The sequence below is a fragment of the Sphingomonas kyeonggiensis genome (assembly GCF_014196745.1).
GTDB classification, from domain to species: Bacteria; Pseudomonadota; Alphaproteobacteria; order Sphingomonadales; family Sphingomonadaceae; genus Sphingomonas; species Sphingomonas kyeonggiensis.
The window spans coordinates 1,842,291-1,865,767 of record NZ_JACIEH010000001.1; the positions used below are offsets into that span (position 1 = coordinate 1,842,291).

Genomic DNA, 23,477 nt, shown 5'->3' on the forward strand with positions numbered 1-23,477 from the left:
GCATCTATGATCCCGGTTCCGCTGCCGCGCAATCCACGCTAGGGGCATCCGTCGCGCGCCCGTAGCTCAGTTGGATAGAGCACGTGCCTTCTAAGCTCGTGGTCGCTGGTTCGAATCCAGCCGGGCGCGCCAATTTTTTGGAAGAGCCTCGCAGCAAGCTCGCGCGCGTTCGCGCTTGCGAACCCTGAGGGGTTCGAAGTCGCTCCCTTCGGGTGCGCCAGAACCTGCTCGCCCGATCGCGCTCACGTCGGCGCTGCAGCGGGTCATTCCAGCCGATAATGGCTTGACCCGCCCCCGCGACCAGCCCACCGCACCGGCCCGTGCGATCGATATCGCGCTCCGCAATTCTGCGAAGCGCACGCGATGCCAACAGATTGAACTTGATGCAATTTCCTCGCTTCTTCTCGAGCGGCTCCCACGATCTCGCGATTGACCTCGGCACGGTAAACACAGTCATCTACCTGCGGGACCGAGGCATTGTGCTCAGCGAACCATCGGTGGTGGCGATGGAAACGACCGGCGGCATCTCGCGTGTCCGGGCGGTCGGCGCCGAGGCGAAGCTGATGCTCGGGAAGACGCCCGACAACGTCCGCACGATCCGCCCGATGCGCGATGGCGTGATCGCCGATGTCGAGGTGGCGGAACAGATGATCAAGTATTTCATCGACAAGGTCGGCGGCCGCCCGATGCGGATCGGCCGCCGCCCGGAGATCGCGGTCAGCATTCCGAGCAGCGCGACTCAGGTCGAGCGGCGTGCCATCCAGCAGGCGGCCACCAACGCGGGCGCCGGCAAGGTCTATCTGATCGAGGAATCCATGGCAGCGGCCATCGGTGCCGGCCTGCCCATCACCGAACCGCTCGGGGTCATGGTCGTGGACATCGGTGGAGGCACGACCGAGGTCGCCGTCCTGTCTCTCAAGGGCCTGGCGTACAGCGCCTCCATTCGCGTCGGCGGCGACCGCATGGACGAGGCGATCGCCTCCGCAATCCGTCGCAAGCACAACCTCATGATCGGCGAAGCCACGGCGGAGCGGATAAAGGTCGAGATCGGCACCGCCCAGATTCCGGAAGACGGCATCGGCCAGACCACGAAGGTCAGGGGGCGAGACCTGGTGAAGGGCATGCCTTCCGAGGTGGAAGTGAATCAGGGCGAGATCGCCAATGCCCTTGCCGACCTCACCGCCCAGATCGTCGAGGCCGTGCACTCGGCGCTGGAGAAGACCGAACCGGAGCTGGCCTCCGACATCTATGACCAGGGCATCGTGATGACCGGCGGCGGCAGCCTGCTCGCGAATTTGGACGACGTCCTGTCCAAGGCAACCGGATTGCCTGTCATGGTCGCGGAGAATGCCCTGATGTGCGTCGCCACCGGCGCCGGGCGGGCGCTCGAGGACCCGGTGTATCGGGGCGCAATGTCGAGCACCTGATCGGCTGCCCGGCCGCAAAAAATCTTTGTCCTGATATTCGCGATCTCCCGTCTCCCTTCTGAGGGCACATGCGCGCATGGGCTGAAGAGGCGTTTTGGCGCGCGCAATAGAGCCAGAAGATCATGAATAATATCATTACGAAGATCTCAACTTAAATACTGCAACAATAGTTTCACAGTAACGCGCGAATTAAATAACGCGCGATTCGTTATAAATATTATCAAACTATACATCCGCAATACTAATTGCGGAAACGAATTTGCGCGACTTGACTCCACATTGTCTTGCATTGGGAGATTATATGAAGAGCCAAATTCAAATTCTGGCCATCGCGACCTTCGGGGCGTTCGCGATGCTGTCGCCGCATTCCGCCAAGGCACAGGGCTGGCCGGCCCCGGTCGCGGCGCTGCCCGAACTGGCCACTGCGCTCGACAAGCGCTTCCAGCCCGCGATCGACTTCGACACCGACGTCTGTTTCAACGTGCCGGCGGTCAACGCGTCGGGCGCGATCAGCCAGGGCGCCTCGACCTACGCCACCCTGCCCCCGGCTTCGTGCCGCCAGGCCAGCTACCGCACGACGAGCAACGTCTATGTTCGCGCCCGCTGCAACAACGGCTATTGCGCCCGCGTCTACAGCTATTTCTGGCAGTCGGACTTCTCGCACGCCTATGACTGGGAATCGGTGATCGTCTGGACCACCGACCAGGGCACCAACAGCACCGTCGTCGGCGTCACCCGCGGCGACCACGGCAAGTGGGAAACCCGCGCCACCAGCGGCGGCCAGCTGCGCTTCCAGAGCGACTCGACCGGCCAGCACGTGAAGATGGTCTATCACTACGAGACCTGGGGCTTCTCGCACCTGTGGCGCTTCTCGAAGACCGACAATGGCGACGAGCCGCCCGAGAACGGCACCGGCCAGTGGCTGATCCAGCCGCTGATCAGCTGGAACGGCTATCCGTCGGCCAGCGTCCGCAACGCCATCTCCAACTATAATTTCGGCAGCGGCAATTTCGACAACAAGGACTCCCGCTTCTCGGGCGTCCTCGCAGCCAGCGTCAACAGCAGCATCACGCCGGGGTTCGATCCGAACACCGACTCGGGCTCGAACTCCCCGGGCTGCCCGGCTGGCTCGACCATCTGCTGACCCCTCTCCATCCCGCGTCGCCCCCAACCCCCGGCGGCGCGGGGTGGAACCCCATCGAGGTGCACAAGGCAATGGATCGCAAGTTGCAACTGCTCGCGCTGGGCGGCGCGGTGCTGATGATCGCCCTGGCCGGCCTCTGGCTCGTCCAGCGCGGCGCGGAGAACGGGAACCAGCCGCCTGCCGAGGGCGTGGTGATCACCGGTGCGCTCGCCGTCGCGGCCAGCAATACGCTCACCCCTCCCGTCATCGTGCCGGCCAATGCGCCCGTGATGCCGGACAAGGTGACCGCGCATGTCCGCCAGGCCTATCCCCTGCTCGAGCAGGTCGATTTCAGCTGCGATGCCCGCGGATGCGCGGTGACCGCGACGATCCCGCCGCCTACGGGCGAGGAATTCCTGGCGAAGCGGCAGGAGATGCTGCTCGGCGGGCTGGCGAAGGTGGTCGCGGCGGACGGGTACAGGATGCAGGGCCCGGTCCAGATGGACGAGGTGTCGAGCAATCTCTTCCACATCCGTGCCGCGGTGGTGGAAGCCCGATAGACGCCAAGACGGGCGCCCCGGCCAGCAGGACGCCCGTTCGGCACCGGTACGGGCGTCGTTCCGGCCCGGCACAGGGATGTATGCCGGCGCAACTGTCGGGTTCAGGTCGCGCCGGCACCCCCGCGCTGTGGCGGCATGGGCACCGGGCGACGAGCGTCGTGCGACGTAGGGCGTGGATCGAGCGACGAAGGCGCTTCGCCGCCGGTCGCCTTGCGATTACTTCTTGCCGCCGCGCCAGTAGAGCAGGCCGGCAACGATCGCGGCCGAGCCGATGCCGATCGCGGCACCCATGCCGATCTGCTTGGCATCGGGCTTCCAGCGCTTCTTCGCGTCCGCGAGATCCTTCATCGCCTGGAGCGCCTCGCTGCCTTCGTCGTGATGGTCGTGCGGTGCCTCCTCGATCGGGTAAGGCGACTGCGCATCCTGCGGTTTGGGCGGGGTCTTGCTCATGATCTTCCTTTATTGGCGCAAGCCTGAACGCTGGCCTAATGCGGCGGTTGCACCCGAAGATGCAAGCCGCCACAAGCTTGCCGGCATGAACCCGCTCTACGCCCGGATGGGCACCACCATCTTCGAAGCCATGTCCGCCCGCGCCCGCGAGACCGGGGCGATCAACCTCGGCCAGGGCTTCGCCGACGGACGCGGACCCGAGGCGGTACTGCAGGCGGCGGCGAAGGCGATGCTGGAGAAGTCGAACCAGTATCCGCCGATGATCGGCCTGCCCGAACTGCGCGGCGCGGTGGCCGAGCACTACGCGCGGCACCAGGGCCTCAACCTGGCGGCGGAGGAAGTGGTCGTCACCTCCGGCGCGACCGAGGCGCTGGCCGCGGCGATCTTCGCCTGTGTGTCGCCCGGCGACGAGGTGATCTGCTTCCAGCCGCTCTACGATGCCTATGTGCCGCTGATCCGCCAGGCCGGCGGCGTGCCCAAGTTCGTGCGGCTGAGCCCGCCGGAGTGGAAGATCGACAGGGCGGCGCTCGAAGCCGCGGTATCCAGCAAGACCAGGGTGCTGCTGCTCAACAACCCGCTCAACCCCGCCGCGACGATGTGCGGCGCCGACGAGCTGGCGATGCTCGCCGATTTCTGCGTCTCCCATGACCTGACCGCGATCTGCGACGAGGTCTGGGAGCATGTCACCTTCGACGGTGCGCGCCACCTTCCCCTGATCGGCTTCCCCGGCATGCGCGAGCGCACGGTGAAGATCGGATCGGCGGGCAAGATCTTCGCGCTGACCGGCTTCAAGGTCGGCTGGATCTGCGCCGCCCCTGCCCTCGCGCGCGTGATCTCCAAGGCGCACCAGTTCCTCACCTTCACCACCCCGCCCAACCTGCAATGGGCCGTGGCCGAGGGGCTCGCGACGCAGGACGGCTGGGTGCAGGAGGCACGCCATCGCTTCCAGCATGGCCGCGACCGGCTGCGCGCAGGGCTGGAAGGTGCCGGCTTCGCCGTGTTGCCCAGTGCCGCGACCTATTTCCTGTCCGTCGATCTCACCGCGTCGGGCATCAGCCTCGACGATGTCAGCTTCGCCAACAAGCTGATCGACGAAGCGGGCGTCGCCTCGATCCCGGTCTCGGCCTTCTACGCCGAAGATGCCGTGACCAACGTCCTGCGCTTCTGCTTCGTCAAGGAGGACGCGACGCTCGACGCCGCGATCGCCCGAATCGCCGAAGCGCGCGATCGACTGGCCGGCTGAAGCCTGCGACTCGGGCAACGGGCGCTTCATCGACGGAAGAGTCCGCTTCACCGCGCAAGACGCAACTCGGCTCGTTTCCGGCACGTTCGCCGGCCGCGGGACAAACTGGAGTTGTACCATGCGTAACATGAAGCTGCTGATGCGCGGCGCCGCCGTGACCGCGCTGCTCGTCGCGACGCCGTCGCTTGCCCAGAGCCGTATCGACCGCGCACGCACTGCCCTCACCGAGGCCACCGCAAAGGTGGAAGCGGCCCAGACCGCGGGCGCGGAAACCTATGCCAGCGAATCGATGGCCAAGGCACAGGAAGCGCTGCGCGTCGCCAAGGACCAGATGGCACGGGACCACCGCGATTCGACGATCAACGAGGCGCGTCGCGCCTCGGGCCTGGCCGACCAGGCGCTGGCCGAGGCCGAACGCAACAAGGGTGACGCCATGGCTGCCGAGCGCGATGCACGCCGCGACGCGCAGGTAGCCGCGGCCAATGCCTCGGCCAATGCCGCGACCGAGGCCAGCCAGCGCGAAGCCGCGCAGGCTGCGGCGATGACCGCGCAAAGCGATGCGGCCGCGGCCACTGCCCGCGCCGAAGCGGCGGCTGCGGCCGCCCAGTCGGCGGCGGCGGATGCAGCGGCGGCGCGTACCGCGGCGGCTCAGCCGGTCGCGACGACGATCGAGACGACCACGACCCAGCCGGCGCGCAGCTATTCCTCGGCGCGCACGACCACGCGCAAGGTCGTGAAGAAGCCGGTGCGCAAGACCACCACGACGGTCACCCGCCCGGCGGCATCGACCACCACGACGACGACGGTGAAGACCGAACCGCGCTGAGCGGCGAGAAGGCCAATGCTGTTCCCCGGTATTCGCCGGGGAACGGGCAAATGAACCTCAGATCCGGTCCAGCACCCCACGCTCGGTGATGTAACCCGTCACCAGGCGTGCGGGCGTCACGTCGAATGCTGGATTGGCGGCGGGGGAATCGGTTACCCGGACAGTGCCGATTTCCCCGCTTGCCAGCGGCCCGCTGAGCCGGGTCAGCTCCTCGGCGCTGCGTTCCTCGATCGGGATGTCGGCGCCGCTTTCGGTGTTCGGGTCGAACGTCGTGTAGGGCAGCGCGACATAGAAGGGCACGGCGTTGTCGTGCGCCGCGAGCGCCTTCAGATAGGTGCCGATCTTGTTGCAGACATCGCCGTTGCGGGTGACGCGATCGGTGCCGACCACCACCGCGTCCACCTGCCCCTTCATCATCAGCAGGCCGCCGGCATTGTCGGCGATCACCGTGTGCGGCACGCCGTGGTTGCGCAGCTCGAAGGCAGTGAGCAGCGCGCCCTGGTTGCGCGGGCGGGTCTCGTCGACCCAGACATGCACCGGGATGCCCGCATCGTGCGCGAGATAGATCGGCGCGGTGGCGGTGCCGTAATCGACCGTCGCCAGCCAGCCGGCATTGCAATGGGTCAGGATGTTGAGCGGCCGATCCGGGTTCTTCGCGTGCAGCGCCTTGAACAGCTCCAGCCCATGCTCGCCGATCGCGCGGCAAAGCTCGGCATCCTCATCGCAGATCGCATCGGCGCGGGCAAAGGCAGCCTGGGCACGCTCCGCCTCGGGCAGGTCCTTCACCGCGGCGCGGACCTCATCGAGCGCCCAGCGCAGGTTGATCGCCGTGGGACGCGTCTCGTGAAGCTTGTCATAGGCCGCCTGGAGGCTGGCGTCGCTCGGATCGACCGCCAGCGCCATCGCATAGCCATAGGCCGCCGTGGCGCCGATCATCGGGGCGCCGCGCGTCCACATCTCGCGGATCGCGACTGCTGCGGCATTGACGTCGCGCAGTTCGACCCATTTGATTTCCCAGGGCAGCTGGCGCTGGTCGAGGATGACCGCGCCCTTGCCGTCTTCGGTGCGGCGGATCGAGCGGGTGGGCTTGCCTTCGAGGATCATGGGAGGACTTCCGCGAGAGTGTGGACATCGGCCGGGCCGCCGGCGCGATCGATGAGCAGCGCCTGGAGCCCGGCTTCGCGGGCGGCATCGACCTCGGCCGGCATGTCCGAGACGAAGAGCAGTTCCGACGGCGCGAGGCCGAGCGCGTCGGCGATCTTCGTGTAGGAATCCGCCTCGCGCTTGGGGCCGGTGGTGGTGTCGAAATAGTTGCCGAGCAGCGGGGTCAGGTCGCCGGCGATCGAATGACCGAAGATCAGCTTCTGCGCGGCGATCGAGCCCGAGGAATAGATGTTCACCTGGAGCCCTGCCTCGGTCCAGCGGCGGACCGCCTCGGGGGTGTCCGGGTAGACATGGCCCTTGAGCTCGCCATCGGCATAGCCCTGCGCCCAGATCAGGCCCTGAAGGGTCTTGAGCGGGGTCGCCTTGCGGTCCTCGTCGATCCACTGGATCAGCGTGACGACCGGATCGTCGCCCGGCACCTCGACCAGGATCGGCGCGGCGACTTCCGGGTTCGCTTCAACGAATGCCGCCAAATGCTTGCGAGCATAGGGGAAAAGCTCGTCGGCGACGAAGCTGATGCTGCTCGTCGTGCCTTCGATGTCGAGAAGGATGGATTTGGGTTTCATGATACTCTCGTCATCCCGGCGAAAGCCGGGATCTCAGGCGAAGGCGCATGCGGCACGAGATCCCGGCTTTCGCCGGGATGACGGCTAGGCAGGCTCGTGCCGCGGAAACCGGTCCGCGATCGTGTCGCCGGTGAAGTTGGCGATCCAGCCGTCCGCGTTGGTGAACAGTCGGATCGCAGTGAACCGGGGCGAAGGCCCCATGTCGAACCAGTGGCGGGTGCCGGCCGGCACGGAAATCAGGTCGCCCTCCTCGCACAGCACCGCATAGATCTTCTCGCCCTCGCGCAGGGTGAACAGCCCCTCGCCTTCGACGAAGAAGCGTACCTCGTCCTCCGAATGGCGATGCTCGGAGAGGAACTTGGTGCGCAGGTTGGATTTCTCCGGATGGTCGGGGACCATGCGGATGACGTCGACCGACTGATAGCCGTTCTCGGCCTTGAGGCGCTCGACCTCAGGCGCGAACGCCTGCAGCACTTCGTCCTGGCCGGCATCGCCGGCGAGCGGGCGCGACGGCCATTGCTCGAAGCGCACGCCGATCGGGGCGAGCGCAGCGGCGATGTCGGCGGCATCGCGGGTGTCGGTCAGCGGAGCGCCGCCGGCCTCGTCGAAGATGCGGAGATGGGTCATCGTTTCCATGCCCTTTCGGCCAGTTCGGCGGCGATCAGCCATTCGGTGCCCTCGAGCACCCGCTCGGCCTCGGCCAGGTCCTTGCCCCAGGCATAGAGCCCGTGGCTGCGGATAAGATAGGCGGGTGCTGCGTCCGGCGCCAGCAATGCGGGACGGATCGCCGCCTCGATCACCGCCATGTCCTGGCTGTTGTCGACGATCGGCAGGCGGATCTCCGCCTCGTGCGTGGTGTTGCCCGGAAAGACCTTGAGCATCTCGTGCCCGGCGAACACCCACTCCTTCGCATCGGCGGCGGCACGGCTCATGCCGACGGCCTCGGGCGAATGGCCGTGCAGGACCGCGCCGACATTCGGGAACAGGCGGTAGATGGCGAGGTGCAGGTCGGTCTCGGCCGAGGGCTTGCCGGGGGTGAGCGGCGTGCCGTCGAGATCGACGCGCATGATACCCGCCGGGGTCAGCCTGCCCTTGTGCCAGCCGGATACGGTAACGGCGATGCTGCCGTCCTCGAGGCGGACCGAGTAATTGCCCGCGGTGGCGGGAGCCCAGCCTCGTGCATCGAGGCGGCGGCCGACCTCGACCAGGCCCTGTGCTGCGTCTTCGAACGACATCGTCATGGAATCGCGCTTAGCCGATCCAAAGCGTCGCGCGCATTACAGAATTTATTTCGAGCCGCGGCGGGGAAGCGGCTGGACGACTTCGCGCGCCGGACCGGTGACCCAGGTCGCGGGCTGGATCTGCGGGCGCGGCGCCAGGCCGGGCATGGTCACCATGTTGAACGCCTCGCCGCCCAGGTTGCGGGCATCCGCCATCAGGATCGGCGTGGACGGCCCCGAACGCTCGGGATCGCGCACCGGCTCGTCGGTGACCATCACGTCGCCGCCGATCTCGGTCAGCGCATAGAGCTGTTTGGCGAAGGCGGCGGGGAAGCGGATGCAGCCATGCGACGCGGGATAGCCCGGCAGGCGGCCGGCATGCAGCGCGATCCCGTCCCAGGTCAGTCGCTGCATGAAGGGCATCGGTGCGTTCGAATAGAGGTTGGAGCGGTGGAACACCTTCTTCTGGAGAATGGTGAAGGCACCCACCGGCGTCTCGCGTCCGTCCGATCCGGTCGAGACCGTGCTGGCCCCGACCAGGCGGCCGCCGCGATAGACATAGGCGCGCTGGTCCGGAATGCTGACGACGATCGAGACGGGATCCCAGTCGCTGGTGCTGGCCTGGATGAGCCGCGGCGCCTCGTACCAGGCCCATTGCCCGTTGCGCAGCGACGAGGGCGCCACCTGCATCGTGTCGGATGCGGCGACCTGCGCGGCGGCGGGAATGGCGGGAAGGATCGTGGCACAGGCCAGGAGAAGGACGGCAAGGACGCCGGAACGCATCAAACAGCTCTCCGAATCTCGAGCCAGGACGGCTCAGGGCGATTCCTTAACGAAATTAACCTAATTTCGTGCCGCTGCCGAATCGGACATATCTAGGGTGCGCAAATCGCTGGCAATGTTCCGGATTTCGGCAGGGCTTCGGCGAACCGGGCATGCGTTGCGGCGAGTCGCGCAACTTGGGACAGATGTTAAGCGCCGCGCTTACCATCTGTCTGATATAGATTCCCCCAAGGGGTAAAGCAGCGGGTCTTTTGGATAGTGATGAATAGCCTCGATACGATTCAGTCGCGTCGCGCCTTGTTGAAGTCGGCGCTTGTGATGGCGAGTGGTGCAGCGGTTTCGGCCTGCGCCTCGCGTACCATCAACACCGCCATGGCACCGGCACCGATGCCGGTCCCTGCCCCGGTCCCGGCGATCCCCAAGGCGCCCGAAGTGGCTGCGGCTCCCAAGGTGCCCGGCGTGCCGAACGGCATCCGCCCCGAGCTGTTCAAGAAGGCGCTGGCCTCGCTCAACCGCCATTCGATGCGCATCCCGTCGCACGACCGGATCGCGATCGCCGACTTCGCCACCTCGTCGAACAACCAGCGCTTCCATATCGTCAACCTCGGCACCGGCCAGGTCGAGCGCTTCCTCGTCGCGCACGGCATCGGCTCCGACCCGAGCCATAGCGGCATGCTCCAGCGCTTCTCGAACGAAGTGAATTCGGAAGCGACCTGCGAAGGCGCGTTCCTGACGGCCGACTATTATGTCGGCAAGCATGGCGACTCGCAGCGCCTGCTCGGCCTCGACCCGACCAACAACAACGCGCTCGACCGCGCGATCGTGGTCCACTCGGCCTGGTATGCGAACGACGACATGATCGCCAGGCACGGCAAGCTCGGCCGCAGCCAGGGCTGCTTCGCCGTCGGCGAGAACCAGCTGGCCAAGCTGTTCGAGCGGCTGGGACCGGGCCGGATGATCTACGCCGCCAAGGTCTGAGCGGCCGACATTCCAGGAAACCAGGAAGGCCGGGCGAGATGCCCGGCCTTTTCCGTTTGCGCTCAGTTCTTCGGCAGGCCCGGCCCCGGCCCGGTCCCGCACGGGAAGGGCGGTGCCCAGCAAGGGTACCCGAAGGTCAGCTTCGTCGCGTAGCGCGCAAGGGGCTTTTGCGGCCAGCTGCCCGGCAGCACCACTTCGGCCTTGCCGCTGCCCTTTGGCCAGGAGGCGATGCTGGCCGGCGTGACGCCGTACCACAGCACATCGCCCTCGAAGCGGCGCTTGAAGGCGATCGCCATCACCCGGTCGCCCATCGGCAGCTGGTGATAGTCGGCCGGGCTTCGCTGGGCGCCCCTGGCATCCACGATCGCCGAACGGGCGAAATAGATGTCCTGCCAGGGCGCATCGGGCGCCACGAAGACGATGGCCTTGGCCTGCTCCTGCGGCTCGGCGGGGCGCGGGACGATGCGGAAGCTGGCGAGCAGCACCAGCGCCACCACCACCGCCAGCCCGCGCAGGTCACGCCAGGTGACCAGCAGCCAGGTGAACAGCGCCGCCATCGGGAACAGCCATTTGAAATAATGCGCGTTGAAGAAGCGCCACATGCCGCTGGGTACCAGATCGACATAGGCGAGCATCATCAGGGTGTAGATCAGCGCCACCAGCCCCATGCAGAGCGTCAGCCAGCGCATCGGCCCCTGCAGGCGCATCACGCCCAGAATCAGGCCCGCGGTGCCGGTGAGCAGCCAGGGCAGCTCGCGCAGCAGTCCGGTCTCGCCGGGGAACCAGGGCGAGGGATCGACCAGCAGGATGCTCGCCTTCCAGCCGAGATCGGCAAAGGCGAAGCCGTAATCGCCCGACAGGATGGTGTAGTCGGTCAGGCGCGGGCCGTAGATGGCGAGATAGATCGCCGCATAGGGAGCCAATGCCGCCCCTGCCCCGCCCAGGCCCTTGAACAGGTCACCCCAGCGCTTCTCGATCAGCACCGGGCGCCAGAGCGCGAAGCCGCCGATCACCGCGCTCACCACCACGTCCGCCGGGCGGACCAGCGCGATCGCCATCAGCAGCGCGCCGAGCCGCCAGGGCCGGCGGCGCGTACCGAACATCATGTCGGCGGCCTCGGCAAAGGCCAGCCAGATGAAGGCGGCCGACATGGTCGTCGTCCAGGGCTCGAGCCAGAATTTGGAGACGCGCAGGTCGCCGATCGTCGCGGCGAGGAAGAGCAGGCCCGCGGCCAGTCCTCCTACCCCGAAGCGCGCGCAGACGCGGTAGAAGCCCCAGAAGGCCCCCGCATAGCAGAGCAGGTTGATCGGTACGAACGGCGTCGGCGCCCAGGCGAAGGGTGCGCCGGCGAGCGGATAGAGCAAGGGGTACCAATGCTGGTCCGGGCTCAGGTCGAAATGCAGGAAGGCCCTGGCCGACTTCAGATACTGCATCTGATCGTGCCAGCCGCGCCACCACGGCCCTGCCGGCGCGAAGAACTTCAGGTTGATCTTGAAGATCGTGTACGCGACGAAAACGGCCATGACCGTGCGCACCGGATGCGCGTCGAACTGGCGGCGGGTCCAGTGGAGCATGGCCTGCGGGTAGAGCCTGTGCAGGACTGGCACAAGCGCACCCGAGCGACTAGGGACGGCATCAGATCGAAACATGTCGTTACAAGACGGAGACGATGGCGCAGTCCCACCCCTTTTATTCGATCCACCGCCAGGGAATGATCCGCGCGGGGGTGTGCACACCGATCATGACGGTGGGCGATCCGGTGCGAAATGCCGAGGCGGCGATCGCACTGGCCCGGCAGGGCGACGAGATGGGCGCCGACCTGCTCGTCTATCCCGAGCTCAGCGTCACCTCCTACGCGATCGACGACCTGCACCTGCAGGACACGATCTGCGAGGCGACCGAGGCGGGCATCGCGGCGATCGTCGCGGCCAGCACCGAGCTGAAGCCGGTCCTGCTGGTCGGCGCGGCGCTGCGGCGGAGCGGCCGGCTGTACAATACCGCGGTGGCGATCTCGCGCGGGCGCATCCTGGGCGTCATCCCCAAGAGCTACCTGCCCAATTACCGCGAATATTATGAGAAGCGCTGGTTCGCGCTCGGCGCCGGGCTGGCCGGGCTGGAAATCGAGGTGGCAGGGCAGACCGTGCCCTTCGGCACCGACCTGATCTTCGCCGCCGAGGAACTGCCCGACTTCGTCTTCCATGCCGAGATCTGCGAGGATTACTGGGCACCCCTGCCCCCCTCGACCGAGGCGGCGCTGGCGGGCGCGCTGGTGCTGTGCAACCTCTCCGCCTCGAACATCGTGGTCGGCAAGGCACGCGAGCGGGCGATGCTCTGTGCGGCGCAATCGGCACGCGCCGTGGCCGCCTATGTCTATTCGGCCTCGGGCCCCGGCGAGAGCACGACCGATCTCGCCTGGGACGGCCAGGGCATGATCCACGAGCTGGGCGAGTGCATCGCCACCACCGAGCGCTTCGAGCTGACCACCGAAGTGGTGTGCGCGGACATCGACCTCGAGCGCCTGCGCCTCGAGCGGATGCGGATGGGCACGTTCAACGACTGCGCCGCCGCCAATGGCGATCCCGAGACGCGCTTCCGCCGCATCGTCTTCCAGCACCGCCCCGACTATGCCGACAAGGGCCTGCTCCGGAAGCTGCGCCGCTTTCCCTTCGTGCCCAACACACCCTCCAAGCTGGAAGAGGATTGCTACGAGGCGTTCAACATCCAGGTGGAGGGGCTGCGCAAGCGGCTGGAATCCACCGGCGCGAAGCATATCGTCATCGGCGTCTCGGGCGGGCTCGATTCCACCCACGCGCTGATCGTCGCGGCCAGGGCGATGGACCGGCTCGGCCGGCCGCGCACCGACATCCTGGGCTTCACCATGCCCGGCTTCGCGACCAGCGACGGCACCAAGTCCAACGCCTGGGCGCTGATGAACGCGCTGGGCGTGACCGGTGCCGAGATCGACATCCGCCCGGCGGCACGCACGATGCTCGAGGGGATCGGCCATCCCTTCGCCAAGGGCGAGCCGGTCTATGACGTGACCTTCGAGAACGTCCAGGCGGGCCTGCGCACCGACTATCTCTTCCGCCTTGCCAACCAGCGTGCCGGCTTCGTGCTCGGCACCGGCGACCTGAGCGAGCTCGCGCTCGGCTGGTGCACCTACGGCGTGGGCGACCATATGAGCCATTACGGCATCAATGCCGGCGTGCCCAAGACGCTGATCCAGTATCTGATCCGCTGGACCGTGCAGACCGGCCAGTTCACCGGTGAGGCAGCGGAGGTGCTGACCAGCATCCTCGACACCGAGATTTCGCCCGAGCTGGTCCCCGCCGATGCGGACGGCAAGATGCAGAGCACGCAGGACCGGATCGGGCCGTACGAGCTGCACGATTTCTTCCTCCACTACACGATCCGGTACGGGCTGCGGCCGTCCAAGATCGCCTTCCTCGCCTGGCATGCCTGGAAGGATGCGCAGGCCGGGCAATGGCCGATCGGCTTCCCCGAGGATGCGCGCCACCAGTACGACCTGGCGACGATCGCGCGGTGGCTGGAGGAGTTCCTGTTCCGTTTTTTCCAGACCAGCCAGTTCAAGCGCTCCGCCCTGCCCAACGGGCCGAAGGTCTCGGCCGGCGGCGCGGTGAGCCCGCGCGGCGACTGGCGCGCCCCCTCGGACGGCGTTGCGCGGCCGTGGATCGAGGAGCTGAAGGCGAATCTGCCCTGAGCTCTTACCCTTGTCGTCATCCCCGCTAAGGCGGGGATGACGGTGCAGTCGATGTTCTACGACCATCTCGGTGATAGCGTTACCAGGGCTTGACCTGTATATCCTTCCCGACAACGCTGACAAAAATCGCGGGAGAGGGAATCATGAAGCTGCACCGCCACGCCCTTGCGGGTTCGATCATCGCATTGGGCGTCGCCCTTGCCGCCGCGGCGCCTGCCGCCGCGCAGGAGCAGCCCCGCCCCTGGATGGACGCCAGGCTCTCGCCCGATGCCCGGGTGAAGGCGGTCCTCGCCCAGATGACCGAGGACGAGAAGCTCGTCCTGGTCTTCGGCTATTTCGGCACCGATTTCGCACCCAAGAACGGCTACAAGGCCCCTGCCGAGGCACGGCCGGGCTCGGCGGGCTATATCCCCGCCATTCCCCGGCTGGGCATCCCGGCCCAGTGGCAGACCGATGCGGGCGTCGGCGTCGCCACCCAGGGCGGCGCGGCGCGCAAGCGCGGACGGACCGCCCTGCCCTCCGGCCTCGCCACCACGGCGAGCTGGGACGTCGAGCTGGCCCATGCCGGCGGCGCGATGATCGGCAACGAGGCGCGTGCCTCGGGCTTCAACGTGATGCTCGCCGGCGGCGTCAACCTGATGCGCGAGCCGCGCAACGGGCGGAACTTCGAATATGGCGGCGAGGACCCGCTGCTCGCCGGCACCATGGTGGGCGCGCAGATCGCCGGCATCCAGTCGAACCACATCATCTCGACCGTGAAGCATTACGCGATCAACGACCAGGAGACCGATCGCGACACCGGCAACTCGATCATCGATCCGGTGGTGGCGCGGACCAGTGACCTGCTCGCTTTCCAGTTCGCGATCGAGAAGGGCAATCCGGGCTCGGTGATGTGCTCGTACAACCGGGTGAACGGCACCCATGCCTGCGAGAATGGCTGGCTGCTCAATGACGTGCTGCGCCGCGACTGGGGCTACAAGGGCTATGTGATGTCGGATTGGGGCGCGACCCATTCGACCGCGCCGGCGGCCAATGCCGGGCTCGACCAGGATTCGGGCTTCCCGTTCGACAAGGAACCCTATTTCGGCGCGCCGCTGAAGGACGCGGTGGCGAAGGGCGCGGTCTCCAGGGAACGCCTCGATGCGATGGCCGGGGCGATCCTGCACGCGATGTTCGACAATGGGCTGTTCGACCAGCCGGTGACCGAGGCGCCGATGGACCTGGCGCCCGAGCTGCTGGCGAAGAGCGCCGAAGTGACGCGCAAGGATGCCGAGGGCGGCGCGGTGCTGCTCCAGAACAAGGGCGCGATCCTGCCGCTGTCGCCGGCGGTCAAGAAGATCGTCGTGATCGGCGGGCGGGCGGACAAGGGCGTGCTGGCAGGCAGCGGCTCGTCGCTGGTCTATCCGGTGGGCGGCAATGCGGTGCCCGGTTTGAAGCCGACCAGCTGGCCGGGGCCGGTGATGTACTATCCCGACGCGCCGCTCGCCGCGATCAAGGCGCAGGCGCCGAATGCCGAACTGGTATTCGTCGATGGCAACAGCGCCGGCGGCGCGGCCAAGGCTGCGAAGGGCGCGGACGTCGCCATCGTGTTCGGCACGCAATGGGCCGGCGAGGCGTTCGACGTGGCGCTGAACCTCGATGGCGACCAGGACAAGCTGATCGCGGCGGTGGCCAAGGCCAATCCGAAGACGGTGGTGGTGCTCGAGACCGGCGGGCCGGTGCTGACGCCGTGGCGCGGCCAGGTCGCCGGCATCCTCGCCGCCTGGTATCCGGGCACGCAGGGCGGCAGCGCAATCGCCAACCTGCTGTTCGGCAAGGTGAACCCCTCGGGCCACCTCCCCGCGACCTTCCCGGCGAGCCTCGACCAGCTGGCCAGGCCCTCGACCCCGAACAAGGGCGACACGACGTACGGCGAAGGCGCGACCGTCGGGTACAAATGGTATGACGCCAAGGGGCTGACCCCGGCTTTCCCGTTCGGGCACGGGCTCAGCTACACCGAATTCGGCTATTCCGGATTGAGCGCGCGGGCCGATGACGGCACCGTCTCAGCGAGCTTCACCGTGCGCAACACCGGCAAGGTGAAGGGCAAGGCCGTGCCGCAGCTCTATGTCGCGGGTACCGGCTGGGAAGCGCCGAAGCGGCTGGGCGGCTTCGCCAAGGTCGAGCTCGCGCCCGGCGAGGCGAAGACGGTGACGCTGAAAGTCGATCCGCGCCTGCTCGCGACGTTCGACGGGGCTAGCAATTCGTGGAAGATCGCCGGCGGGACCGTACAGGTGATGCTGGGGACGTCGGCGAAAGACCTCGTCGCGACGGTGCCGGTGACGCTGCAGGCGCGGACGATCGCGGTGGGGTGGCGGCCGTAACCAGCAGCAGGAATCCGAAGTAAGTCGTCGTCCCCGCCACAACGCGTCATCCCGACGAAAGTCGGGATGACGGTTTGGGGCCGGGATGACGCCTCGGCGCAAGGCTAAAGGCCGAGCCGCCGTCCCTCACGCGCACTTTCCCGCGCCAGCTCGGCGATGCGCAGGCCGAGCACCGCGTCCTCGCCGGGCACCGGCGCGGGGCCACCCGTAGCGATGGCGCGCGCGATACCGGAATAGAAGCCGCGATAGTCGCCGGTCTCGGTCGGGACGATCTCGCTGCCGCCATCGGCGCGGGTGAGCGTGCCATGGAACTGCGGTTCCTCGTCGCCAACGCCCGGATCGGTGTAGCGCGCGCCGTCCTTCACGCGGGGCTCCTGCGGGTCGAGGCCGTGCTTGGCGAAGTCCGCCCTGGTGCCGTGCAGCCAGAAGCGCGGGCGTGGTGTCACGAACAGGCGGCCAGCGGAAAGCGTCACGCGGCGCTGGCCATAGAAGAGGGTGATCTCGAAATAGTCGTCGGTACGGCCACCCTCGCGCTGGACGGCGATGTCGCCCTGGACGGCTTGCGGAATGCCGAAAAGCTGGAGCGCCTGGTCGATCAGGTGCGGGCCGAGATCGGCGAGGATGCCGGCACCGGCTTCGGGGTCTTCCTTCCAGGCCTGGGCGAGCGCAGGGCGGAACCGGTCCCAGCGCAGCTCGGCCAGCATGACCTCGCCGAGCACGCCGCTGTCGAGCAGCTTGCGCACGGTGAGGAAGTCGCCATCCCAGCGACGATTGTGGAAGGCGCTGACCAGCCGGCCCTTCTCCTTTGCCAGCGCGATCAGGCCCTCGCCGTCGGGCACATTGGTGGCGAAGGGCTTGTCGATCACGACATGCTTGCCCGCCTCCAGCGCGCGGCGCGCGAGGGGCACGTGCGTGTCGTTGGGGGTGGTGACCACCACCAGCTCGATCGACGGGTCGGCGAGCAGCGCGTCGGGCGTGACGACCGCGACATCGGGATAGCGGGCATGGACGTCCGCGCCGCGCGAGGTGGCGATGGCGGCCAGCTCCAGCTCGGGGACCGCATCGACCAAAGGCGCATGGAAGGCGAGACCGCCCAGCCCATAGCCGATCACTCCGGTGCGGATCATGCAACGCTCCTTACTCTGCCTGCCAGGGCGCCCTAGGCCAGCCTCGGGAAGTTTCCAATCGTTCGCCAAGAACCGTCATCCCGGCGAACGTCGGGATGACGGAATAGGGTCAAATCGCGTACTTCGCCCGTTGCGGCCGGCTGAGCATCGCATTGGCGGCATCGTTGCCGATGAACTTCTCCGCCTTGGGATCCCATTTGAGACGGCGACCGGTCTTCATCGCGATGTGGTGGAGCAAGCAGGTCGAGCAGGCGCGGTGCCCGATCTCGGCCGGCGCGCTGACCGGTACGCCCTTCAGGATGGCATCGAGCCAGTTCCGGTGCTGCTCGGGCGCCTTGTAGAGCTGCACTTCATTCGGCCCGATCACGCTGTCGAGAATCTTCGGATCGCTGGCGGTGAGCGGAATGTCGGCGGGCTTGGATGGATCGGAGGACGAGACCGCGCCCGTACGCTGGACGAACACCCAGCCCTTGTCGCCGATGAACTTAACCCCGTTCGGCAGCGCGCCCGATATCGTCATCGTCACGCCATTGGCATAGCGGGCATGCGTCTCGAAGGGTCCGTGCACGTCCCATAGCCCGGACTTGGGGAATTCCGCGCTGCCCCAGACCTCGACCGGGCCGCTATGCTCCATGTCCATGCCCCAATGGGCGATGTCGACATGATGCGCACCCCAGCCGGTGATCATGCCGGCGCCGAACTGCTCCATGCGCAGCCAGCCCGGGCGATCCTCGAAACTGTTCTGCGGGTGGACGCGGATCTCAGTGTAATATTGCTCGGGGGTGGTTCCCAGCCAGGCGTCGTAGTTGAGGTTGGCCGGGATCGGCATCTGCGGCGCCTCGGGCCCCGAGGGGTCGCCGGGCAGGCCGATCTCGACATGCCTGAGCTTGCCGATCCGGCCGTTGCGGACCAGCTCGCAGGCGCGGTGGAATTGCGGCCAGGGGTCCTGCCCGCGCTGCTGCGAGCCGATCTGGAGGATACGACCCGACTTCTTCACTTCGTCGGCCATCCGCCGGCCCTCGGCGATGGTCAGCGAGGCGGGCTTCTGCAGATAGACATGCTTGCCCGCCTGCACCGCATGCACGGCTAGCGGGGCGTGCTGGTGGTCCGGAGTGGAGACCAGCACCGCATCGATGTCCTTCGCCGCAAGCAGCTCGTGGTAATCGGTATAGCCGCGCGTGCCCGAATAAGGCTTGCCGGTGCTGGCGGCATAGCGGTCGTCGACCAGCTGCATGCCCGCGCCGAGCCGCTTGGTATCGACATCGCACACCGCGACGATCTGGGCGTCGGCGTGCTTGTGGATTTCCTTCATGTCGTGGACGCGGCTGATCCGGCCGACGCCGATCGCGCCGATCGTCACGCGGTTGGAGGGCGCATTCTGGCCGAACACGCTGGACGGCACGATCATCGGCGCCGCGATGGCACCCAAAGTCTGGCGTCTGGAAAGCCGCATGCCCCTCTCCTCCTGTGTTGTCCGGTTCAGGCCGTGACCGGCCGCGTCGCGTTCTTCTGTGCGGTGAGCACCAGTTCGGCGGCGAGCAGGGCCTGTTCCTGGTCCTGCGCCACGCTGGAGCGCTCTATGATATCGGCGATGAATTGCGGGCCGAAGGGCAGCGGCACCTTGGAGCAGTCGATGTAGCGAACGCCCTGCTTGTCGCAGATCAGCAGGTGGTTGCCGCCGGGACGCCCGGCGATGTCGACGTACTTGCGCAGCTCGATATAGCCCTCGGTGCCGAGGATGAAGAGCCGGCCGTCGCCCCAGGTCGGCAAGCCGTCGGGCGTGAACCAGTCGACCCGGACATAGCCGGTGCCGCCGTCGCCGGTGAGCATCATGTCGCCGAAATCCTCGAAGTCCGGCTTGTCCGGCCATTTCAGGTTGCCGGTCTGCGCGGCAACGACATGCGCGGTCTTCGAACCGGTGTAGAACAGGAACTGATCGGCCTGGTGGCTGCCGATATCGGTGAGGATGCCGCCATAGCGGGCCTTGTCCCAGAACCAGTCCGGCCGGCCGGCGCCGACGCGGTGCGGGGCCAGGTTGACCGTCTGGATCACCTTGCCGATCCGGCCCTGCTGGACCAGTTCGCCGGCATGGACGGCCGCGCGCACCTCGAGCCGCTCGGAATACAGGATCGCGAACTTGCGCCTGGTCTCGGCGATCGCCTTGCGGACCTCGGCGAGCTGGTCGAGCGACGTGATCGCCGGCTTGTCGCCGAGATAGTCCTTGCCCGCACGCATCGCCCGGATGCCGAGCGGCGCGCGCAGATCGGGGATCGGCGCGCCGACGATCAGCCTGATCGACTTGTCGCCCAGGATCTCGTCCTCGCTCCGCGCGATCTTCACGGCGTTGCCATAGCGCTTGCGGAACGTGTCGACCTGCCTGGGATCGGCCGAGAAGAACGCCTTGAGCACGCCGCCGCCGCGGATCATCGCGTCGGTCATCGAATAGATGTGCGCGTGGTCGAGCCCGATCACGCCGAAGTCGATCCGGTGCTTCACCCCAGGCTCGGGGCCCACCGGCGCGGCATTCTCCGAGGGTGCGTTGCCCGAGCTCTGCGACTGGGCGAGGACTTCGGGGGGCAGCATCGCGGCAATGCCCGCAATGCCGAGGATCGATCGGCGGTCCATCTCGTGCTCTCCTGTCACTTGGCCGGCGTGGCGGCGGTCTTCCAGTTGATAACGTGATAGGTGGCAGGGGTCCCGCCCGCATTGCGCAACGCATGTGGCGCGTTCGACGCATTGAAGATCACCGAGCCGGGCCCGAGCCGTTCCCATTTGCCGCCCGACAGCGTCTCGACGGTGCCGGTGTCGATGATCACCAGCTCCTCGTTGGGATGGGTATGCGGCGGATGCGAGGACAGGCCCGGGTTGAGCGTGGTGACATGCATCTCCAGCTCGTCGAGCGTCGCGGTGGGCCGGCGGACGAGGTCGCGGATTTCGCCGACATCGGTCTTCTTCACCGCCAGCTTGTTCCAGTCCCACACCGCGGGACCGAGGACATCGTGCTGCTGGGCGAGCGCACCGGCGCCCCAACCGCACAAGATCGCGACCGCGGCAATGCCGACGTCCCTACGCGTGATCCGCATCACCCTCTCCTCTTTCGGAAAGAGCTAACATCAATTGTATGAGTTTTGAAACCCCTATTTCTCGAATATCGCCGCGGCCCCGCCATTGGCGGCGAGATCGAGCGTCAACGTCTCGCCATCGGCTACCCGCTTCCCGGTGACGATCGGCGTGTCGGGCCGGGCGCCGTCGGTCCACAGCCGCATCGCCCCGCCCCGCTTGCCGAGGAAGTCGAGCGACACGGTGACCGTGCGCGCCGTCTCGCTGTTCATCGCGCCGAGATACCAGCGGCTGCCCTTGCGGCGGGCCAGGACGATATACTCGCCCGTCTCGCCGGCGAGGTAGCGCGTCTCGTCCCAGCTCGCCGGCACCGCCTTGATGAAATCGAACCCGGCAGGGCTCGCGGCATAGGTGTCCGGGCTGTCGGACACCGCACCGATCGGCGAGAGGAAGACGACATACATCGCCAGCCCGTGCGCGCGGCTGGTCTGGACGAACGGCAGGTCGCCGCGGATGCGGAACTCGGCCGGCGTCACGTTGCGGAAACCGCCCGGCGTATAGTCCATCGGGCCGATCAGCCCGCGGGTGAAGGCGAGCATCACATTGTGCCGCGAGGTCGCCCGCCGGCTCCACTTGTTGTACTCGGCCCCCATCACGCCTTCCTGGGTCATGAAGTTCGGCCAGGTGCGCGCCAGGCCGCGCGGCGGGAAGGCGCCGTGGAAATCGACCATCAGGTGATGGCGCGCCGCGGCACCGAGCGTGCGGGTGTACCAGTTGACCATCCACTGGTCGTCCCGGTCCATGAAGTCGATCTTGATGCCCGCGATGCCGAGCTTCTCGTAGAGCGTCAGCGCGTCCTCGAGCTGATCGTCGAGCGCCTGCCAGTGCATCCACACCCAGAGCCGGACCTTCTTCGAGCGGGCATAGTCGGCGACTTCCTGGAGGTTGATCGCATCGGCCCATTTGGTGATGTCGACGCCCGGGCGGCGCACCCCGCCCCCGCCGGCACCGGCATACCAGCCCTCGTCGATCATCGAATAAGGCAGGCCGTTGGCGGCGGCGAAGTCGATCAGCGCCTTGGCGACCGCAGTGGTACTGCGCTGGCCGGGCAGTGCCGCGATCGAAGGCCCGCTCCACCAGTCCCAGCTGGTCAGGCCCGGCTTGATCCAGCTGGTGTCCTCGATCCGGCTGGGGCTGGAAAGGTTGGTGACCAGGGTGCTCTCGTTGAGCTTGCCGAGCTGGTCGGCGAGCATCACCACGCGCCACGGCGTGACGATCGGGCTGCCGATGCGGGTGTGCACCGCGATCCGGTAATCGTCGAGCGAGGGAGACAGTTTAAGCTGCAGCCCCGGCCCGCCATCGCCGCGACCGGTGAGGTACATGCCGGCGAAATCGAGCAGGTCCGCCTCGGTGATCGCGAAGGCGGCCTTGCCGGTCTCGCAGGCGAAGGGGAGATCGAAGAGATTGTGGTCACGCAGGTGCGGCAGGTCTACCGGATCGAACTCGCCTTCGTGGCTCGATCCGAACTTGCCGACGTTGAAGCCCCAGCATTTGTAGGTCGGCGGGAAATAGAAGCCCGTGCGCTCGTAGCGGATGATCGCGGCAGCGGTCTGGGGCTGGACCGGCACGACGGTGCGGAACGCCACGCCGTCGTCATAGGCGCGCAGCACGATGTCGAGCTTGCGCTTCGCCCCGCCCCGCTCCTGGAAATGGACGGTCAGCTGGTTGTAGTGATCGCGCCCTTCCGCTGCGGTGCCCGCGACGATCGGGTAGCGCGCATCGGCGCTGGCGGTCTCCGATCCGGTGATGGCGAGATTATAGCCGAGCGTGTCGGTATCGAGATCGAGCAGGATCGGAGACGGCGCGATCACCAGATTGCCGCCGCGCGAAACGGCATAGGTCGGCGTGCCCGAGCCGTTGAGCTGGATCGCGATGCGATTGCTGCCATCGGGCGACACCGCGGTGAGGATCTGCTGCGCGGAAGCGGGCGCCGCGGAGAGCAGCGCGATTGCGGCAAGGAACAGCCTCACGCCTTGTGCGCCTTCAGCACCGGCGCGAGGACGCTCTCCATGGCGGCATAGCCCTGTTCGGTCGGGTGGACGCCGTCATACGCCATGCCCGGTTTCATCGCCCCGGCTTCCGTCGCCAGCACGCCGGTATAGTCGACATAGACCGCGCGGGCGCGGCGGGCATAGTCCTTCAGCCACGCATTGATCGCCCTGATCGGCTGCACCGTCTCGAGGCCGGGGCGCCAGGGGAAATGATCGGCCGGCGGTACCGAGCCGAGCAGCACCTTGATGCCGTTCGCCTGGGCCAGCTCGGTCATCATGCGGAGATTGTCGCAGCTCTGCTCGAGCGTGATCCTGCCGGTGTTGCCGGCGATATCGTTGGTGCCTGCCATGATGTGGACCAGACGCGGCTTGAGCGCGATCACATCGGCCATCATCCGCAGCACCATCTGCGGCGTGGTCTGGCCACTGATCCCACGGCAGACCCGGCCGGGGGTGAAGAAGGCGGAATGCTTGGATGCCCAGCCCTCGGTGATCGAATCACCCATGAAGACGATGTCGACCTTCCGGCCCGAGGCGATCAGCTTCGCATTGTCCGCGGCATAGCGGCCCAGCCAGGGCCAGTCTTCCTTGAGCTGGCGCTGGTGCTTGTCCTCCCAGCTCTCCTGCGCCTGGGCGGCACGGGCGGCGGCAGGAAGGAACAGGGCTCCGGCAAGGAACCCGCGGCGGACGATCGGCATCTCAGGCGTCTCCGGCATCGAACGGATACCGGGGACACTAGCCCGCCGGCTTTCCCGAAGAAAAGCCCGCAAGTTCTCTCCGGGACTGCCGTTTAGTGGATCGGCCCGGCATTGTGC

21 protein-coding genes and 1 tRNA gene are annotated in these 23,477 nt (G+C 67.1%); 9 read left to right on the top strand and 13 right to left on the bottom strand.

What is annotated here, in order from left to right; genetic code table 11:
- Positions 1 to 55: 55 nt before the first annotated feature.
- From GGR46_RS08710 to GGR46_RS08725, 4 genes are all read left to right on the top strand, one after another.
- A tRNA-Arg gene (locus GGR46_RS08710) sits at positions 56 to 132 on the top strand.
- Between the two features lie 251 nt (positions 133 to 383).
- Entirely contained in the window at positions 384 to 1,427 is a 1,044-nt protein-coding gene (locus GGR46_RS08715) for a rod shape-determining protein (RefSeq protein WP_183996451.1), read from the top strand.
- A gap of 301 nt (positions 1,428 to 1,728) precedes the next feature.
- On the top strand, positions 1,729 to 2,571 hold the full coding sequence (locus GGR46_RS08720) for an NPP1 family protein (protein WP_183996453.1): 843 nt from the start codon (positions 1,729 to 1,731) through the stop codon (positions 2,569 to 2,571).
- 71 nt (positions 2,572 to 2,642) lie between these two features.
- A complete protein-coding gene (locus tag GGR46_RS08725; protein WP_183996455.1) occupies positions 2,643 to 3,110 on the top strand; it encodes a hypothetical protein in 468 nt (155 codons plus the stop codon).
- 216 nt (positions 3,111 to 3,326) lie between these two features.
- Here GGR46_RS08725 and GGR46_RS08730 read toward each other — a convergent pair whose 3' ends face one another.
- Complete coding sequence (locus GGR46_RS08730) at positions 3,327 to 3,560, bottom strand: hypothetical protein (RefSeq protein ID WP_183996457.1); 234 nt, start codon at positions 3,558 to 3,560, stop codon at positions 3,327 to 3,329.
- A gap of 85 nt (positions 3,561 to 3,645) precedes the next feature.
- Between GGR46_RS08730 and GGR46_RS08735 the strand changes: the two genes are divergently transcribed.
- Entirely contained in the window at positions 3,646 to 4,803 is a 1,158-nt protein-coding gene (locus tag GGR46_RS08735; protein WP_183996459.1) for an aminotransferase, read from the top strand.
- Between the two features lie 118 nt (positions 4,804 to 4,921).
- Positions 4,922 to 5,629 carry a hypothetical protein gene (locus GGR46_RS08740; RefSeq protein ID WP_183996461.1) on the top strand — a complete coding sequence of 236 codons (708 nt, stop codon included), beginning with the start codon at positions 4,922 to 4,924 and terminating at the stop codon, positions 5,627 to 5,629.
- A 57-nt stretch (positions 5,630 to 5,686) separates the two neighbouring features.
- Here GGR46_RS08740 and mtnA read toward each other — a convergent pair whose 3' ends face one another.
- The 5 genes from mtnA to GGR46_RS08765 all read right to left on the bottom strand — a co-directional run bounded on the left by mtnA (position 5,687) and on the right by GGR46_RS08765 (position 9,362).
- The gene (gene mtnA / locus GGR46_RS08745) at positions 5,687 to 6,733 is read right to left on the bottom strand and encodes an S-methyl-5-thioribose-1-phosphate isomerase (RefSeq protein WP_183996463.1); all 1,047 of its coding nucleotides are present in this window, start codon (positions 6,731 to 6,733) and stop codon (positions 5,687 to 5,689) included.
- Positions 6,730 to 7,359 (bottom strand): acireductone synthase, encoded by a 630-nt coding sequence (gene mtnC / locus GGR46_RS08750; RefSeq protein WP_183996465.1) that lies wholly within the window; start codon positions 7,357 to 7,359, stop codon positions 6,730 to 6,732. Before mtnC ends, mtnA begins: the two co-directional genes overlap by 4 nt.
- A gap of 84 nt (positions 7,360 to 7,443) precedes the next feature.
- The gene (locus GGR46_RS08755; RefSeq protein ID WP_183996468.1) at positions 7,444 to 7,986 is read right to left on the bottom strand and encodes a cupin domain-containing protein; all 543 of its coding nucleotides are present in this window, start codon (positions 7,984 to 7,986) and stop codon (positions 7,444 to 7,446) included.
- Entirely contained in the window at positions 7,983 to 8,600 is a 618-nt protein-coding gene (locus GGR46_RS08760; protein ID WP_183996470.1) for a methylthioribulose 1-phosphate dehydratase, read from the bottom strand. Before GGR46_RS08760 ends, GGR46_RS08755 begins: the two co-directional genes overlap by 4 nt.
- 45 nt (positions 8,601 to 8,645) lie before the next feature.
- The gene (locus tag GGR46_RS08765; RefSeq protein ID WP_183996472.1) at positions 8,646 to 9,362 is read right to left on the bottom strand and encodes a L,D-transpeptidase family protein; all 717 of its coding nucleotides are present in this window, start codon (positions 9,360 to 9,362) and stop codon (positions 8,646 to 8,648) included.
- Positions 9,363 to 9,623: 261 nt separating this feature from the next.
- Here GGR46_RS08765 and GGR46_RS08770 point away from each other — a divergent pair, with 261 nt between their 5' ends.
- On the top strand, positions 9,624 to 10,340 hold the full coding sequence (locus tag GGR46_RS08770; RefSeq protein WP_183996474.1) for a murein L,D-transpeptidase catalytic domain family protein: 717 nt from the start codon (positions 9,624 to 9,626) through the stop codon (positions 10,338 to 10,340).
- 62 nt (positions 10,341 to 10,402) lie between these two features.
- Here the strand turns inward: GGR46_RS08770 and GGR46_RS08775 are convergent, their stop codons facing one another.
- Positions 10,403 to 11,914, bottom strand: a complete 1,512-nt coding sequence (locus tag GGR46_RS08775) for a hypothetical protein (protein WP_183996477.1) — start codon at positions 11,912 to 11,914, stop codon at positions 10,403 to 10,405.
- A 95-nt stretch (positions 11,915 to 12,009) separates the two neighbouring features.
- Here GGR46_RS08775 and GGR46_RS08780 point away from each other — a divergent pair, with 95 nt between their 5' ends.
- The gene (locus GGR46_RS08780) at positions 12,010 to 14,061 is read left to right on the top strand and encodes an NAD(+) synthase (RefSeq protein ID WP_183996479.1); all 2,052 of its coding nucleotides are present in this window, start codon (positions 12,010 to 12,012) and stop codon (positions 14,059 to 14,061) included.
- A 143-nt stretch (positions 14,062 to 14,204) separates the two neighbouring features.
- A complete protein-coding gene (locus tag GGR46_RS08785; protein WP_183996481.1) occupies positions 14,205 to 16,424 on the top strand; it encodes a beta-glucosidase in 2,220 nt (739 codons plus the stop codon).
- Positions 16,425 to 16,528: 104 nt separating this feature from the next.
- Here the strand turns inward: GGR46_RS08785 and GGR46_RS08790 are convergent, their stop codons facing one another.
- The 6 genes from GGR46_RS08790 to GGR46_RS08815 all read right to left on the bottom strand — a co-directional run bounded on the left by GGR46_RS08790 (position 16,529) and on the right by GGR46_RS08815 (position 23,360).
- Complete coding sequence (locus GGR46_RS08790; protein WP_183996483.1) at positions 16,529 to 17,551, bottom strand: oxidoreductase; 1,023 nt, start codon at positions 17,549 to 17,551, stop codon at positions 16,529 to 16,531.
- Positions 17,552 to 17,660: 109 nt separating this feature from the next.
- Positions 17,661 to 19,004, bottom strand: coding sequence for a Gfo/Idh/MocA family protein (locus tag GGR46_RS08795; RefSeq protein ID WP_183996485.1), 1,344 nt, complete (start codon positions 19,002 to 19,004; stop codon positions 17,661 to 17,663).
- Positions 19,005 to 19,030: 26 nt separating this feature from the next.
- A complete protein-coding gene (locus GGR46_RS08800) occupies positions 19,031 to 20,176 on the bottom strand; it encodes a Gfo/Idh/MocA family protein (RefSeq protein ID WP_183996487.1) in 1,146 nt (381 codons plus the stop codon).
- A gap of 14 nt (positions 20,177 to 20,190) precedes the next feature.
- Positions 20,191 to 20,634: a cupin domain-containing protein gene (locus tag GGR46_RS08805; RefSeq protein ID WP_183996489.1), complete on the bottom strand. Its 444-nt coding sequence runs from the start codon at positions 20,632 to 20,634 to the stop codon at positions 20,191 to 20,193.
- 54 nt (positions 20,635 to 20,688) lie between these two features.
- Positions 20,689 to 22,641 carry a glycoside hydrolase family 97 N-terminal domain-containing protein gene (locus GGR46_RS08810; protein ID WP_183996491.1) on the bottom strand — a complete coding sequence of 651 codons (1,953 nt, stop codon included), beginning with the start codon at positions 22,639 to 22,641 and terminating at the stop codon, positions 20,689 to 20,691.
- Positions 22,638 to 23,360, bottom strand: a complete 723-nt coding sequence (locus tag GGR46_RS08815) for a GDSL-type esterase/lipase family protein (RefSeq protein ID WP_183996904.1) — start codon at positions 23,358 to 23,360, stop codon at positions 22,638 to 22,640. Before GGR46_RS08815 ends, GGR46_RS08810 begins: the two co-directional genes overlap by 4 nt.
- Between the last annotated feature and the right edge of the window lie 117 nt (positions 23,361 to 23,477).

What these genes read in the sequence shown, in the direction of transcription:
- GGR46_RS08795 (WP_183996485.1), bottom strand. Translation starts at nt 19,004, where the DNA reads ATGCGGCTTTCCAGACGCCAGACTTTGGGTGCCATCGCGGCGCCGATG.
- GGR46_RS08730 (WP_183996457.1), bottom strand. Translation starts at nt 3,560, where the DNA reads ATGAGCAAGACCCCGCCCAAACCGCAGGATGCGCAGTCGCCTTACCCG.
- mtnA (WP_183996463.1), bottom strand. Translation starts at nt 6,733, where the DNA reads ATGATCCTCGAAGGCAAGCCCACCCGCTCGATCCGCCGCACCGAAGAC.
- GGR46_RS08815 (WP_183996904.1), bottom strand. Translation starts at nt 23,360, where the DNA reads ATGCCGATCGTCCGCCGCGGGTTCCTTGCCGGAGCCCTGTTCCTTCCT.
- GGR46_RS08760 (WP_183996470.1), bottom strand. Translation starts at nt 8,600, where the DNA reads ATGACGATGTCGTTCGAAGACGCAGCACAGGGCCTGGTCGAGGTCGGC.
- GGR46_RS08775 (WP_183996477.1), bottom strand. Translation starts at nt 11,914, where the DNA reads ATGCTCCACTGGACCCGCCGCCAGTTCGACGCGCATCCGGTGCGCACG.
- GGR46_RS08780 (WP_183996479.1), top strand. Translation starts at nt 12,010, where the DNA reads ATGGCGCAGTCCCACCCCTTTTATTCGATCCACCGCCAGGGAATGATC.
- GGR46_RS08725 (WP_183996455.1), top strand. Translation starts at nt 2,643, where the DNA reads ATGGATCGCAAGTTGCAACTGCTCGCGCTGGGCGGCGCGGTGCTGATG.
- GGR46_RS08805 (WP_183996489.1), bottom strand. Translation starts at nt 20,634, where the DNA reads ATGCGGATCACGCGTAGGGACGTCGGCATTGCCGCGGTCGCGATCTTG.
- GGR46_RS08740 (WP_183996461.1), top strand. Translation starts at nt 4,922, where the DNA reads ATGCGTAACATGAAGCTGCTGATGCGCGGCGCCGCCGTGACCGCGCTG.
- mtnC (WP_183996465.1), bottom strand. Translation starts at nt 7,359, where the DNA reads ATGAAACCCAAATCCATCCTTCTCGACATCGAAGGCACGACGAGCAGC.
- GGR46_RS08785 (WP_183996481.1), top strand. Translation starts at nt 14,205, where the DNA reads ATGAAGCTGCACCGCCACGCCCTTGCGGGTTCGATCATCGCATTGGGC.
- GGR46_RS08790 (WP_183996483.1), bottom strand. Translation starts at nt 17,551, where the DNA reads ATGATCCGCACCGGAGTGATCGGCTATGGGCTGGGCGGTCTCGCCTTC.
- GGR46_RS08715 (WP_183996451.1), top strand. Translation starts at nt 384, where the DNA reads ATGCAATTTCCTCGCTTCTTCTCGAGCGGCTCCCACGATCTCGCGATT.
- GGR46_RS08755 (WP_183996468.1), bottom strand. Translation starts at nt 7,986, where the DNA reads ATGACCCATCTCCGCATCTTCGACGAGGCCGGCGGCGCTCCGCTGACC.
- GGR46_RS08800 (WP_183996487.1), bottom strand. Translation starts at nt 20,176, where the DNA reads ATGGACCGCCGATCGATCCTCGGCATTGCGGGCATTGCCGCGATGCTG.
- GGR46_RS08735 (WP_183996459.1), top strand. Translation starts at nt 3,646, where the DNA reads ATGAACCCGCTCTACGCCCGGATGGGCACCACCATCTTCGAAGCCATG.
- GGR46_RS08765 (WP_183996472.1), bottom strand. Translation starts at nt 9,362, where the DNA reads ATGCGTTCCGGCGTCCTTGCCGTCCTTCTCCTGGCCTGTGCCACGATC.
- GGR46_RS08770 (WP_183996474.1), top strand. Translation starts at nt 9,624, where the DNA reads ATGAATAGCCTCGATACGATTCAGTCGCGTCGCGCCTTGTTGAAGTCG.
- GGR46_RS08720 (WP_183996453.1), top strand. Translation starts at nt 1,729, where the DNA reads ATGAAGAGCCAAATTCAAATTCTGGCCATCGCGACCTTCGGGGCGTTC.